11 protein-coding genes and 1 pseudogene are annotated in these 14185 nt (G+C 59.8%); 4 read left to right on the forward strand and 8 right to left on the reverse strand.

What is annotated here, in order from left to right; translation table 11 throughout:
* Nucleotides 1-159 precede the first annotated feature (159 nt).
* On the forward strand, nt 160-969 hold the full coding sequence (locus E0F99_RS16635) for an AraC family transcriptional regulator (protein ID WP_083360285.1): 810 nt from the start codon (nt 160-162) through the stop codon (nt 967-969).
* Nucleotides 970-1166: 197 nt separating this feature from the next.
* Here E0F99_RS16635 and E0F99_RS16640 read toward each other — a convergent pair whose 3' ends face one another.
* The 4 genes and pseudogenes from E0F99_RS16640 to E0F99_RS16650 all read right to left on the reverse strand — a co-directional run bounded on the left by E0F99_RS16640 (nt 1167) and on the right by E0F99_RS16650 (nt 3556).
* On the reverse strand, nt 1167-1742 hold the full coding sequence (locus E0F99_RS16640) for a flavin reductase family protein (RefSeq protein WP_083360286.1): 576 nt from the start codon (nt 1740-1742) through the stop codon (nt 1167-1169).
* Between the two features lie 60 nt (nt 1743-1802).
* Complete coding sequence (locus tag E0F99_RS31160) at nt 1803-2234, reverse strand: methyl-accepting chemotaxis protein (RefSeq protein WP_408003456.1); 432 nt, start codon at nt 2232-2234, stop codon at nt 1803-1805.
* Nucleotides 2235-2342: 108 nt separating this feature from the next.
* A pseudogene (locus tag E0F99_RS31165) lies at nt 2343-3224 on the reverse strand (PAS domain-containing protein); the annotation flags it as partial.
* Entirely contained in the window at nt 3224-3556 is a 333-nt protein-coding gene (locus E0F99_RS16650) for a DUF2790 domain-containing protein (protein ID WP_130908823.1), read from the reverse strand. The gene E0F99_RS16650 and the pseudogene E0F99_RS31165, both read right to left, overlap by 1 nt.
* A gap of 226 nt (nt 3557-3782) precedes the next feature.
* Here E0F99_RS16650 and E0F99_RS16655 point away from each other — a divergent pair, with 226 nt between their 5' ends.
* From E0F99_RS16655 to E0F99_RS16665, 3 genes are all read left to right on the forward strand, one after another.
* Complete coding sequence (locus E0F99_RS16655; protein WP_083360288.1) at nt 3783-5102, forward strand: OprD family porin; 1320 nt, start codon at nt 3783-3785, stop codon at nt 5100-5102.
* Nucleotides 5103-5459: 357 nt separating this feature from the next.
* Entirely contained in the window at nt 5460-6134 is a 675-nt protein-coding gene (locus E0F99_RS16660; protein ID WP_083360289.1) for a heavy metal response regulator transcription factor, read from the forward strand.
* The gene (locus tag E0F99_RS16665; protein WP_083360290.1) at nt 6131-7516 is read left to right on the forward strand and encodes a heavy metal sensor histidine kinase; all 1386 of its coding nucleotides are present in this window, start codon (nt 6131-6133) and stop codon (nt 7514-7516) included. Before E0F99_RS16660 ends, E0F99_RS16665 begins: the two co-directional genes overlap by 4 nt.
* A gap of 108 nt (nt 7517-7624) precedes the next feature.
* Here the strand turns inward: E0F99_RS16665 and E0F99_RS16670 are convergent, their stop codons facing one another.
* The 4 genes from E0F99_RS16670 to E0F99_RS16685 all read right to left on the reverse strand — a co-directional run bounded on the left by E0F99_RS16670 (nt 7625) and on the right by E0F99_RS16685 (nt 14159).
* Nucleotides 7625-10759: a CusA/CzcA family heavy metal efflux RND transporter gene (locus E0F99_RS16670; RefSeq protein WP_083360291.1), complete on the reverse strand. Its 3135-nt coding sequence runs from the start codon at nt 10757-10759 to the stop codon at nt 7625-7627.
* A gap of 18 nt (nt 10760-10777) precedes the next feature.
* On the reverse strand, nt 10778-11887 hold the full coding sequence (locus tag E0F99_RS16675) for an efflux RND transporter periplasmic adaptor subunit (protein ID WP_083360292.1): 1110 nt from the start codon (nt 11885-11887) through the stop codon (nt 10778-10780).
* A gap of 18 nt (nt 11888-11905) precedes the next feature.
* A complete protein-coding gene (locus tag E0F99_RS16680) occupies nt 11906-13144 on the reverse strand; it encodes a TolC family protein (protein WP_083360293.1) in 1239 nt (412 codons plus the stop codon).
* 109 nt (nt 13145-13253) lie between these two features.
* Nucleotides 13254-14159, reverse strand: a complete 906-nt coding sequence (locus E0F99_RS16685) for a cation diffusion facilitator family transporter (protein ID WP_083360294.1) — start codon at nt 14157-14159, stop codon at nt 13254-13256.
* Nucleotides 14160-14185: the final 26 nt, after the last annotated feature.

Here is a 14185-nt window from a genome sequence, read left to right on the forward strand (position 1 = left end):
AATAGATAACTTATCGTAAAACAATCATTTTTTAACGCAAATCAATACAATCCTTATAAAAGGCTTCATTCAATACACGCACGATCGTACAAGACCTCGGCAGACAACCCGCGCCAGACTGAGTTAACGTATTTCCACCTCTACTTGTGACCAGTCACCATGGGCCAACCCACTTCTACCCTCGATTGGCTGCACCGCGCCCCGCACGCCAGCGGCCTGGACCGTATCGAAGCGTACTTTGCAGGCTTTGCGTTCGACCCGCATCGCCACGACACCTACGCCATCGGGCGCACGCTGTTCGGCGTGCAGAGTTATCACTACCGCGGCTGCATGACCCACAGCTTACCCGGCACCACCATGGTGATTCACCCGGATGAATGCCATGACGGCCGCGCCAGCAGTGTGGAAGGCTTCAAGTACCGCATGATTTATGTGGAGCCGGCGCTGGTCCAACAGATTCTCGGCGGCAGGCCATTACCGTTTATCCACAACGGGTTATCGACTGACCCACGACTGTTTCGCGCCAGCGAAGTGCTGCTGCAAAGCCTGGATTGCCCGATTGATCCGATGCAGGAACAGGACGCGCTGTACGACCTGGCCCAGGCATTGAGCGAGGCATCGGGCGTAATCATCAGCCGTAAATCCTTCGACTACGTCGCTGCCGAGCGCGCCCGAGAATTTATCCACAGCGCCTTGGGCCGCAGCATCACCCTGGATGAAATAGCCGACCACTGCGGGCGCGATCGCTGGGCATTGTCGCGGGATTTTCGGTTGTTGTTCGGCACCAGCCCCTATCGCTACCTGACCATGCGCCGCTTGGACTTGGTGCGCAGCCTGCTGGCCCAAGGCCAATCGTTGGTGGACGCGGCACTGACTGCGGGTTTTACCGACCAGAGCCATATGACCCGACAATTTCGCAGCACCTACGGCATGCCGCCGTCGCGTTGGGTGAAGATGCTCGGGCGCTGATTACCTGATGTGAAATGCAATCAACAGGTGGGAGCGGGCTTGCTCCCACATTGACTCTATGTCGTTTCCACTATCGAACTCGGCTTGAGCCCGTTTTGCTTGAGGCGCAACACCAACACCGCGCCCATCAAGGTAATTCCCGCGTCCACCCCAACGCCCCGCCGATCTGCTGGCGGGTAGACGTACGCGGGTAAGGCTTACAGCTGACGCCCAACAATGGGCTCGCCGATGCTGAGGAAATTGCCGCCGGCGATATGGTGCAAGGTGCGCAGCTCATCATGGCCCTCAAAGTGCCAGTGCCCTTCGCTGAACACGCGCTCGTCGGCATAGGCGGCGACGACTTCGCCGAGGAATAAATCGTAGGTCTGCTGGTTGTGCGGCTCGGGCAGCAGGCGGCATTCCAGCCACGCCACGCAACCTTCCAGCAGCGGCGCTTCGGTGTGTTCACCGCTGAACACCTGCAGGCCGCAGGCGGCGAATTTGTCGGTGTCTGCGCCACTGATGTTGCCGACGGTCTGCACCAGATCGGCCTGGGCCACGCAAGGCACCTGAAGCACGAAGGTGCCGGCGCCTTCCAGCAGTTGGCGGGTCCAAGTGGCCTTGTCCAGCACGACGGCAACTTTCGGCGGTTCGAAATCCAGCGGCATGGCCCAGGCAGCGGCCATGATATTGCGCTTGCCGCCGTGGGCCGCGCTCACCAATACGGTCGGCCCGTGATTGAGCAAACGGTAGGCCTTGGACAACGGAACGGGGCGACGGTGGGTCGGGCTCATGGAAGGTCGGCTCTTCAAGCAAGAAAAAACCTACGATACCTCAAGCACAAGCCCTGCGGGTCAGCTCGACAGCTGATTGGCAAACTGCCCGACCGCGCTAACCACTTTTTGCGCACCGTCCTGGATTTCCACGATCACCGTGCCCGCCTCGGCGGCCAGCGCCAAACCTTGCTCGGCTTGCAGGCGCCCCTCGGTCATCAAGGACACTGCGTCACGGGCCATGTCTTGGTTCTGACGCACCACGCCGACGATTTCCTCGGTGGCCTTGCTGGTACGCGAGGCCAACTGACGAACTTCATCAGCCACCACCGCAAAGCCTCGACCCTGCTCGCCGGCGCGCGCCGCTTCGATGGCCGCGTTGAGCGCCAGCAGGTTGGTTTGCTCGGCAATGCCGCTGATGGTCTTGACGATGGTGCCGATCACTTGTGATTGCTGGTTCAGCGCCTCGATGCCATCACCGGCCTGTTGCATGTGCTTGGCCAGATCACGCATGACATCCACCGCCTGCGTCACCACAGCGGTACCGCGCTGAGCGCTGTTGTCGGTTTGCAGCGAGGTGCTGTAGGCGATGTTGGCGGCCTCGGCCACCGCTTGCTCTTGATTAACTTGATCGGTGATCACCGTGGCGAACTTGACGACTTTGTACAACCGTTCATTGGCATCCAGCACCGGGTTATAGGTCGCCTCCAACCACACGACACGGCCATGGCTGTCGACCCGCTTAAAGCGCGCGGCAACGATCTCACCGGCATTCAAACGTTTCCAGAAGTGCTGATACTCCGGGCTGTTGTATTCCTGCGGCTCGCAGAACATACGGTGATGTTTGCCCTGGATTTGCGCCAGGCTGTAGCCCATGCCGCTCAGGAATCGGTCATTGGCGGTGAGCACATGCCCGCCGAGGTCGAACTCGATGACCGCGGTGGAACGCACCAGCGCGGTGATCAGGTTCTCGTGCTCGCGCGACGCCTCGATGGTGCGAGTGAGGTCGCTGGAAAAAATCGAAAAATGTTTGATGCGCCCGTCAGAGTCGCGCACCGGCTGTAGGATCGAGCGCAGCCACGCCTCCTTGCCGTTGCCACGCATCAGGCGCACGGCGCCGGCGAAGTGTTCACCGCGTACCAGGGCATTCTTGAAGCGCAGCTGGAATTCGTCCTGACGCAGATAGGCGGGCACCAACTCATCAATATGGCGCCCCAGTATGTTTGTAGCCTGGTACGACAGTTCTTGCAGGAAGTTGACGTTCGCCCACGCCACCCGGCCTTCAGCGTCCAGCGTCAGGCACAGCATTTCGCTTTCCAGGCTCTCCTTGACCTGCTGCAAGCTGGACAACTCTTCACGAAGAGCCGACAGCTCCTGCTTCAAACGGGTGTTGAACATGAGGCACCGATGGTCATATTGGGAGAGGATTCTCACCTGCATCGGCGCTGCCGGCGTTTTCTGAAGCGCTTTTTTGCGCCGCCCCCAACTGTTTTTTGGCCCCATCAACCACCGTTGTGTCGGCAGATGCCCATCACTTGATACTCAAGCGTATTGAGCTTGCCGCTGGAGTCTTCATAGGTCATGCGCGATGGCACTGCATTGCACGAGCGGATCGGCGGTGTGACGTTGACCACCTTGGCAATGTCCAGCGTCATGCCATAGCGGTAGGCCTGTACCTCAGGCACCGGCTTGCCCTTTCTTTCGGCGTAGGCCGCCATGGCTTTCTCATTGCGCTCCATCATCAGGGCAAAGGTGCGATCCCCCCCACCTTCGGCCAACGCACCGAATGACAAGACTGCCGTGAATACACCCAAGCCAATTTTATAAAAGTTCATAACAGGTTCCTCGCTTGAAAAGTTCAGTAACGAGACTAATCAACCAAGCCTGTCGCCATGTTCACTGCAACATTACTTATCTGTTAGGTGGCCGTAAGTTTCCAGAATTGTAATGTTCACGCCACCCGTTCGTTATCCGCGGTTTGCAACTATCAGCCCGGGCCAGATCAATAAGAACGCCCACCTCTATAAGAAGCTGAAAACTGCCAACACCTAGGAGCGAAACATGAGCATTGCTTACTACACCCTTCCCTTTTTCTTGATTGCTGCGCTGCCCCTGGCCGCCGGGGCGGTTGAGGACAAGCCCGAAGGTTTTATCGAAGGCAGCAGCGTAAACGTGCTGGCGCGCAATTTTTACTTCAACCGAGATGACCGCAAGGGCCAGTCCAGCCCCACCGGGAATGGCTATTCCGAGGCCTGGGCACAGGGTTTGATCGGCAAATTCGAATCCGGCTTTACCCAAGGTACGGTTGGGTTCGGCCTGGAAGCGTTTGCCATGTATGGCCTTAAACTCGACTCGGGCACAGGCCGCAGCGGCGGCAAGGGCTCGTTTGGTGTATTGCCGGTGGACAGCAATAATCACCCTGAAAGCAGCTACAGTAAATTCGGCGGCGCAGCGAAATTGCGCGTGCTGGATACCGTCATCAAGGCTGGCGACGTATTCCCCGCCACCCCGGTGGTGGCCGCCGGCGACTCGCGGTTATTGCCGGAAAGTTTTCGTGGCGTCACCGCACACAACACCAGTTTTGAAGGCCTGAGCCTTCAGGGCGGACGCCTGAGCGGTATGAGCCAGCCAAGCGAAAGCGGCATGAACAAGGGCTTTTCGACCTTCTATGCAGGCAAGGTCGACTCGCCCTGGATCGGCTATTTCGGCGGTGACTACACCGTCAACAAACACCTGAGTGTTAGCCTGTACAGCAGCCGCTTGAAGGACGCCTGGGACCAATATTACGTCGGCAGCGCCGCCAGTTACCCACTGAACGACGACGTGTCTTTGTTCGGTGACGTCAACTATTACAAGGCCGTAGACGAAGGTAAAAAGCTGCTCGGTAAATTTGATAACAACATCTGGAGCGCCCGGCTCGGGGTAAAGGTCGGCGCCCACAGCGTGGCCGTGTCGCACCAGCGCAACAACGGCGATGACGACTTCGATTACCTGCGCCAGTCGGACTCGATTTTCCTCAACAACTCGATCCAGTACAGCGACTTCAACTCGCCCAAAGAACGTTCGTGGATGGCACGTTACGACCTGGATATGCAGGCGTTCGGCATTCCCGGCCTGTCATTTATGACCCGTTACGCAAAAGGCACCGGCGCCGACTACAGCAATGCCAACGCGGTGTATATGCGTCGTGACTCGGCAGGCAACCCGCTGACCGATCAACGCCGCTGGGAGCGTGATATCGAGGCCAAATATGTGCTGCAAAGTGGCAGTTTGAAGGACTTGTCGCTGCGTTTGCGCCAGGCCACCGTGCGTTCCAGTGCGTTTGAGTCGGACTTGGAAGAGGTTCGCTTGATTGCCGAATACCCACTGCTGGCACTCTGAGCAATCATCAACGCGGACGCTTACATTCGCTCGCCGTTAACTAACATTTGTTCACAAATTGATAACTATCAAAACTGTAATATTAGCCTCAGCTTCCCGTTAAGTTGAACTTCCTATACTCACCTCAACTTATTTGCACCGAGCAACATTCATCTCAGAAGCTTTTTTTGTAGCTCCTTTGGAAAGAGATGAATTTTTAACGCCCCTCTGGGGCGTTTTTTTTGCGCAGCGACTTAGTCGCGACCAATGGTCGCAGTTGACCCTGAAGCTACTTCACACTTCAGAATTTTCCTACTCCCAAAACACCCCATCCATAAGGAAATGGAACCCTTCTCTTTCAGTAAAAGGTAAATCCCAATGCGTATCCTTGTGGTTGAGGACGAGCAAAAAACTGCCGACTACCTGCAGCAAGGCCTGAATGAAAGTGGCTACGTGGTCGACTGCGCGTCCAACGGCATCGACGGCCTGCACCTGGCAGCGCAGCACGCCTACGAGTTGGTCATCCTCGACGTCAACCTCCCGGGCAAGGATGGCTGGGAAGTGCTGGAGCAATTGCGCCGCAACGGCAGCCAACGCGTGATGATGCTGACCGCCCGTGGCCGGCTGGCCGACAAAATCAAAGGCCTGGACATGGGCGCCGACGATTACTTAGTCAAACCCTTCGAGTTTCCCGAGTTGCTGGCGCGCGTGCGCACGCTGTTGCGGCGTAGCGAGCATATCCCGCAGCCGGATGTATTCCGCGTATTGGACCTGGAACTGGACCCCCGCCGCCACCGCGCCTACCGCGGCACACGGCGCATCGACTTGACCACCAAGGAGTTCGCGTTGCTGCAGGTACTGATGCGCCAGACCGGCGAGGTGCTGACGCGTACGCAGATTATCTCGCTGGTATGGGACATGAATTTCGACTGCGACACCAACGTGGTGGAAGTCTCCATCAGCCGCCTGCGCGCCAAGGTCGATGACCAGAGCGAGGTCAAACTTATCCACACCATTCGCGGCGTGGGTTATGTGCTGGAGGCGCGGCAATGAAAACCAGCAGTTTGTCGATGCGTCTGGGGCTGACGGTCAGCCTGATGGGCGCCGGCCTGGTGCTGTTACTGGCCACCCTGGCCTACCTGGCCTTGACGCACGAGCTGGAAAAATTGGCGCGCAAGGGCCTGGAAAGCAAAATGGAACAGATTCAGCACAGCCTGTCTCAGGGCCTGAACGCCAATGGCATCCGCGCCCGCCCGCATTCGCTGATGGACTTGGTGATCGGCCACGACAACTTCTACCTGACCATCGTCGGCACCGCCCCCGATGACAGCGTGCTATTGAGCGCTGGGGCCAAACCGCAGGAACCATTGCTGACAGACTTCACGCCGCGAGAAATCCTCGGTTACCTCAACTGGGCCGACAGCAATGGCAACCAAGTGCTCAGCGCTTCCAGCCTGATGCGCCTGGCCAGCGGCGAGCGCGTACGCGTGTTACTGTCCCTGGACCGCATGGACGACCAAGCGTTGCTCAGCGCCTACCTGCGCGCCACAGTGATCGCCTTGCCCATGTTGCTGATCCTGATCGGCATGGGGGCCTGGTGGCTGGTACAGCGTGGTCTGGCGCCATTGAAACAGTTCAGCCATGTGGCGGCCAAAGTCACCACCCAGGACCTGACCCATCGATTGTCCGTCGACAACCTTCCCCACGAGCTGGGCGAGTTGGCACAAGGCTTCAACGTGATGCTCAATCGCCTGGACGCCGGAGTGCAGCAGCTGTCGCAATTCTCCGATGACCTCGCCCATGAATTACGCGCGCCGCTGACCAACCTGATGGGCAAGGCCCAGGTAACGCTGTCGCGCCAACGCCCGCCAGAGGAATACAAAGCGGTGCTGGAATCCAACACCGAAGAGCTGGAGCGCCTGGCGCGCATCGTCTCCGACATGCTGTTCCTGGCCCAGGTCAGTCACCCGGCGGCGCGGGCTTCGTTTACCGCCGTATCGCTGGCGGCGGAGGCGAACCGGGTGATGGACTTGTTCGCCCTGAGTGCCGAAGACAAACAACTGAACCTGACCCTCAGCGGCGAGGCCCAGGTACACGGCGATCGCCTGATGATTCAACGCGCGCTCTCAAACCTGTTGTCCAATGCGATCCGACATAGCCCATCAGGCGCGCATATCTCGTTGTTGGTGGAGGCTTACGGCAACAGCGTGTCGTTGTCTGTCAGCAACCCTGGCCCGGGGATTGAAGCGCAACACCTGCCGCACCTGTTCGAACGTTTCTACCGTGTCGACAGCAGCCGCGCGCGCACCGAAGGCGGTACCGGCCTGGGACTGGCCATCGTGCGATCGATCATGACCTTGCACCAGGGGCAAACGGACGTGCGCAGCTTGCCGGGTGGCTTTACCTTGTTTCGCCTGGTGTTTCCTCAAGTCTAACCCGCCTCTAGGGTGAGCCCGATTGTTATGGCGAGCGGGCTTGCCACAACATCCCCGCTCGCCACAGACAGTCCATGCCACCCAACAAGCCTGCACACCACACCCGCGTCATTCCTCCTTGCGGTGCGCCCACTGATACAACGCCGGCAGCACCAGCAAGGTCAGCAGCGTAGAAGAAATAATCCCGCCGATCACCACCGTCGCCAACGGACGTTGTACTTCGGCCCCGGTGCCAGTGGCCAAGGCCATCGGGATAAACCCCAGGGACGCCACCAACGCGGTCATCAACACCGGCCGCAACCGCGTCAATGCCCCTTCATTGATCGCCACCGATAATGAACGCCCTTCCTCACGCAGGTTACGGATGAAGGCGATCATCACCAGCCCGTTAAGCACCGCTACCCCCGACAGCGCGATAAAGCCCACGCCCGCCGAAATCGACAACGGAATATCACGCAGCCACAACGCCATAATCCCACCGGTCAACGCGAACGGAATCCCGGTAAACACCAGCAGGCCATCCTTGAGGTTGTTGAACATCATGAACAGCAGGCCAAACACCAACAGCAACGCCACCGGCACCACGATGCGCAAACGCTCGGACGCTTCCTTCAACTGTTCGAACTGCCCGCCCCATGTGGTCCAGTAACCCGCTGGCACCTTCACTTGCGTGCTGATAGCCGTCTCGGCCTCTTCAACGAACGAACCGATATCACGCCCGCGTACGTTGGCGCTGACGATCACCAGACGCTTGCCGTTCTCACGGCTGATCTGGTTCGGGCCGAGTACCAAATCCAAACTGGCGACCTGGGACAAGGCGATAAAGCCCAGCTGCCCCGAAGCGTTACTGGCGAGCGCCGGCACCGGAATCAACAGTCGCGACAAGCCGTCGATATCGGTGCGCAACGCGTCGGACAAACGCACAACCATGTCGAAGCGGCGGTCACCTTCGTACAACGTACCGGCCTGGCGCCCACCGACCGCGACGGCAATGGTGTCCTGCACATCGCCCACGTTCAAGCCGAAACGCGCGGCCTTGTCGCGGTCGATATTGATGGTCAGCACCGGCAGCCCGGAGGTCTGCTCCACCTTCACTTCCGAGGCACCCTCAAGTTTCTGCAAGGTCTCGGCGATTTCCCCAGCGGTCTTGTTGAGCACCGCCATGTCGTCACCAAATACTTTCACCGCCACGTCACTGCGCACCCCGGAAATCAGCTCGTTAAAACGCAGCTGGATCGGTTGCGACAGTTCATACGCACTGCCCGGCACAATCGCACTGGCGCGCTGGATGTCTTCGATCAGCGCCTCGCGGGACTTCTTCGGATCCGGCCATTGCTCTTTGGGTTTGAGCATCACATAGCTGTCGGAAATATTCGGCGGCATCGGGTCCGAAGCGATTTCCGCAGTGCCGGTACGCGCAAAGACCCGCTCGATTTCCGGCACCTGCGCCATCAAGGTTTTTTCCAGTTGCTGCTGCATTTGCACCGACTGCGTCAGGCTGGTGCCGGGTACGCGCAACGCCTGTTGGGCAAAGTCGCCCTCGCTGAGGCTAGGGATAAATTCACTGCCCATGCGGCTGGCCACTGCTCCTGAGGCGACGATGGTCAACACCGCCAAACCAAACACCAGTGCACGGCGCTTCATCACCCCGTCCAACACCGGCGCATAAACCCGACGCGCCGTGCGCATTACCAAGTTTTCCTCTTCCTTGACCTTGCCGGTCACGAACAGCGCTATCGCGGCGGGCACGAAGGTTACCGATAGAATCATCGCACCGAGCAGCGCAATCACGACGGTAAACGCCATGGGATGGAACATCTTCCCGGCCACGCCGGTGAGCGCGAAAATCGGCAGGTACACGACCATGATGATCAGTTGCCCGTAGATCAGGGCTCGTCGCGCTTCCTTGGCGGCCGCGAATACCTCGTGCAGGCGCTCACTGCGAGTCAACAGGCGGCCGTGGCGCTGCTGCGCAGGGGCCAGTCGGCGGATGGCGTTTTCGACGATCACCACCGCGCCGTCGACAATAATGCCGAAGTCCAACGCGCCAAGACTCATCAGGTTGGCGCTGACTTTGTGGGTGAACATCCCGGTAAACGTGAACAGCATCGCCAGCGGGATCACCATCGCAGTAATCAACGCCGCGCGGATATTGCCCAGGAACAGGAACAGCACCGCGACCACCAGCAGCGCACCTTCGAAGAGGTTTTTCTTCACGGTGGCAATGGCTTTTTCCACCAGGTTAGTGCGGTCGTAGACGGTCACGGCGACCACACCCTGGGGCAGTGAACGGTTGATCTCTTCAAGTTTTTTCGCCACCGCCTGGGACACGGTGCGGCTGTTTTCACCGATCAACATAAACACCGTGCCCAGCACCACTTCACGGCCATTCTCCGTGGCGGCGCCAGTACGCAGCTCACGGCCGATTTCGACCTGCGCCACATTGCGCACGCGAATTGGCGTGCCGTCCGAGGTGGTGATGACGATGTTGGCGATGTCGTCGATGGACGCCACTTGCCCCGGAGCGCGAATCAACAGTTGCTCGCCGCTGCGCTCGATGTAACCGGCGCCGACGTTGGCGTTGTTACGCTCAAGCGAAGTGACCAAATCGGTCAACGTCAGGTTGTAGGCCGCTAGACGCTTGGGGTCCGGGGCGATCTGGTACTCCTTGGCAAAGCCGCCGATGGTGTTGATTTCGGCCACGCCCGGTACGTTGCGCAGTTGCGGCTTGATGATCCAGTCCTGGATCACCCGCAGGTCGGTCGGCGTGTAAGGCGTGCCATCGTCCTTGAGTGCGCCGTCTTCAGCTTCGACGGTCCATAGGAAAATTTCCCCAAGCCCGGTGGAAATCGGCCCCATCGCCGTCTCGATGCCGGTGGGCAATTGTTCGCGGGCCACTTGCAAGCGCTCGTTGACCAATTGGCGGGCAAAGAACAGGTCGGTGCCGTCTTTGAAGATCACCGTGACCTGGGACAAGCCGGAGCGCGACAACGAACGCGTCTGCTGCAAGCCGGGCAACCCGGCCATGGCGGTTTCGATCGGAAAGGTAATGCGCTGTTCGGTTTCCAGCGGCGAAAACCCGGCTGCCGCCGAGTTGATCTGCACCTGCACATTGGTGATGTCGGGCACCGCGTCGATGGGCAACTTCTGATAGCTGGCGATGCCGACACCGGCCATCAACAGCACCGCCAGCAGCACGATAATGCGCTGCTCAATGGCAAATTGGATAAGGCGCTCAAACATGGGGAATCACTCGCGGGATCAATGGGCGTGCTCGGCCGAGCCTTTACCCAGTTCGGACTTGAGGATGAAGCTGCCTTCGGTGGCCACCTGCGCCCCGGCCTCGAGGCCCTGGCGTACTTCGACGTAGCCGTTTTCACTCACGCCCAGTTCGAGGTGGCGGGTGATGAAACCGTCCGCAGTGCGCACGAACACCGAAGGTTTGTCCTCGACGGTCTGGATCGCGGTTTGCGGCACGGTGACCTTGGCCTGGTAGGTGTCGGTGGCCAATTGCACGGTGACAAACAGCCCGGGGCGCCAGGCGTCGTCGGGGTTGGGCACGGTCACGCGCACGGTGGCGGTACGCGTCTGCTCGCCGAGCAGGTTGCCGACGTAGGCCACGGTGCCTTGTACTTCAGTGCCCATTTCCGTGGAGGTGACTTTCACCGGTTTACCGACGCGCACCTTGTTCAAGTCCTTGGGAAACACGCCGAAGGTGACCCACACCTGGGACAAATCCGAGAGCGTGAAGGCATTGCTGGTTTCGCCCACCACCTCACCAACGCCCAAGTGCTTTTCCACCACTACGCCAGCGAACGGCGCGCGCAGTTCATAGCGATTGCCTCCGACCAATACTGCGCTGCCGCTGAGTGCGGTCATCTTCTGACGGGCGTTGTTCAGGGCGATCTCCGCTTCCTGCAAGGTCTGGCGCGCCAGCAGGTAATCCTGCTCGGCGGAGATCTCGTCCTTCCACAGTTGGCGCTCGCGCAGGAAGGTGGTGCGCGCCAGTTCGACGCGGCGCTCACTGGCCGCCAGTTCGCTGCGTTGATCAGAAATCTGCTGGCTGGCGATCACCGCCAACAGTTCGCCTTTCTTCACCGACTGGCCGAGGTTGACCTTGACCTCCTCCACCACACCGGCTGCTCGCGGGACGATGTGCGAGGTACGGTCCTCGTCAAAACGCACTTCGCCCGGCAGCGTCAGCAGGGTGCTGATCGCGCGGGGTTGGGCTTGGGCGAGTTGGATACCGGCAGCCTGGATCTGCTGCTCAGTGAGTTCGAGCCTGCCTTCTTCTTCCTCTTCGGCCTGTGCAAAACCCGACAGCATCAGGCCCAGGGCGACGGCAAGCGCCACGCCGTATTTATGCTTCATAAAAGACTCCAGAAAAAATCAAAACCGGGCGAGGTCGCCGTAAATCCGTTCGATGCGCACCCAGGCGTCGGTCGCCTGGGCGGTCGCCGTGAGGTATTGCGTGCGCGCTGCAATCAAAGTGCGCTGAGCATCGAGCACGTCGAGGAAGTTGAACTTGCCCATCTCGAAGCCACGGGTGGCGCTGTCCACCGCGCGTTGGGCGGCGGGCAGGATTTGTTGGTTGAACGTGCGCACTTCAGTGTTGGCGGTTTGCCAAAGGTCCAGGGCCTGGCGGGTTTCGGTGCGCAAGCGCAGCTCAACAGCATTGCGCAGGTCGCGGGCTTGATCGGCGCGGCGGCTGGCAGCGAGCACGTTGCCTTGGTTGCGGTTGAACAGCGGGATCGGCATCGACACGCCCACCAGGTTCACCCGCTCACGCACGCTGGCGTCGTACTGGCTGCCGATCGACACATCCAGGTCGGGAATGCGCTGGGCTTTTTCCAGGCCTACGCTGGCTTCGCTCTGGATAATCTGCATGTCGGCCAGGCGCAGTTCGGTGGTTTGTTCAAGCCGCGCCAGCAGTTGTGCGGAGGCCGGCAAGGGCGGTGCGAATTGGCCCTGAGTGGCCACGGCTTGGAAGTCGGGCGTGGCGCTGCCGGTGCTGGCGCCAAGGCGGCGATAGGCATCGCTGAGGCCGACCCGCGCGCGGTTCAACTCCAGGCGGATCTCGGATAACTGCACCTGTGCGCGGGTGGCTTCCACCGGCGATGATTTGCCGGCGGTGACGCGGCCGTTGGCAACCACCAGGCCGCGTTCGGCCAGGGCCATCGAGCGCTGCGCCAGGTCGAGGCGCTCCTGGGCTCGCAGCGCGCCGTAATAGCTGTCGATCACATCGGCGCGTAGGCCGTTGCGACGTTGCTCCAAGGTCAGTGCGGCGGCATCCTGCGCGCGCGTGGCCACGTCAATCCGCGCACCGCGCTTACCGCCCAGTTCCAGGGTTTGGCTGAGTTTAATCGTGGTGGTGCGCGTGTTGCGGCGCGTGTCTTCGGCATCCCAGGAGGCCACCGGGTTGGGTATCAAGCCGGCCTGTTGACGAGCGCCTTGGGCAATGTCGATTTCCCATTGCGCGGCAGCCAGGTCGGGGTTGTTGGCGAAGGCGGTTTGCAGGGCTGCATCGAGCGTGAGGGTTTGCGCCTGGGCAACGCTTGCGGCCACCCAAAACGCTGCTGCGCCCAAAAATGTTTTAACAGCCAACAGTGTTCTAACGGAAAGTGCCATAACGAAAGTTCCACGCCCATGAAGTCGCTGAGATCTCCCAGCGGGGGCAATGTAGCTTTCGGTACTTATCAGGGCGGTGGGCAGAACATTACAAATCCGTTAGCGAGGATCAGGCGTGCAGGTCGTCATGTTCGTCGTGATGAAACCCTTCGCCTTCAACCTGCAAGGTGACGTGGGAAATATCGAATTGTTCGTGCAGCATTTCCGTCACAAACGTTAGGATCTGCTGCTCGGTGCCGAGCGCCGAGCCCGCCACCAGGTGAGAACTCAACACATTTTTGCCACTGGTGAGGGCCCAAATGTGCAGATCGTGCACGTCCTTGACCCCAGGCACGCTACGAATGGCTTGCTCGACCTGATCGATATCGATGCCGTCCGGCACGCCTTGCAGCAGCACGTTCATGCTCTCCTTCAGCAGGGTCCAGGTGCGCGGCAACACCCAGAAACCAATAGCCGCCGCGACCACGGAGTCGATCCAGCCCCAACCGGTAAACATGATCACCACCGCGGCGATGATCACGCCGATAGAGCCAAGCATGTCGCTCCAGACCTCCAGGTAAGCGCCCTTCACATTCAAGCTTGCACCGCTGGCGGCGCTGAGCAGCTTCATGCAGATCAGGTTAACGACCAGCCCCAGCATGGCAATCACCAACATGCCGGTGGACTGGATTTCAGCCGGTGCCTGCAAGCGTTGATAAGCCTCATACAAAATGTAAAACGCGACGCCGAACAGCAGCAGCGCATTGAACGCCGCCGCCAGGATTTCGAAACGTGAATAGCCAAAGGTGCGCTTGCGGTCCGCCGCGCGCTTGGCGACCTGGATGGCCACGAGGGAAATCGCCAGCGCCAAGGCGTCGGTCATCATGTGCGCGGCATCGGACAACAGCGCCAGGCTGCCGGTGATAAACGCACCGATCACCTCGGCAATCATGAAACTGCTGGTCAGACCGAGGGCGATCCATAAAAGCCGCTCGTGGCCGGCGCGTACTTGGCCGTGGTTATGTCCTGCGCTCATGAAAGGGCCTCAAAAGGTTTAATCCG

Origin of the sequence: Pseudomonas antarctica, from assembly GCF_900624995.1 — a bacterium.
Classification (GTDB): domain Bacteria; phylum Pseudomonadota; class Gammaproteobacteria; order Pseudomonadales; family Pseudomonadaceae; genus Aquipseudomonas; species Aquipseudomonas antarctica.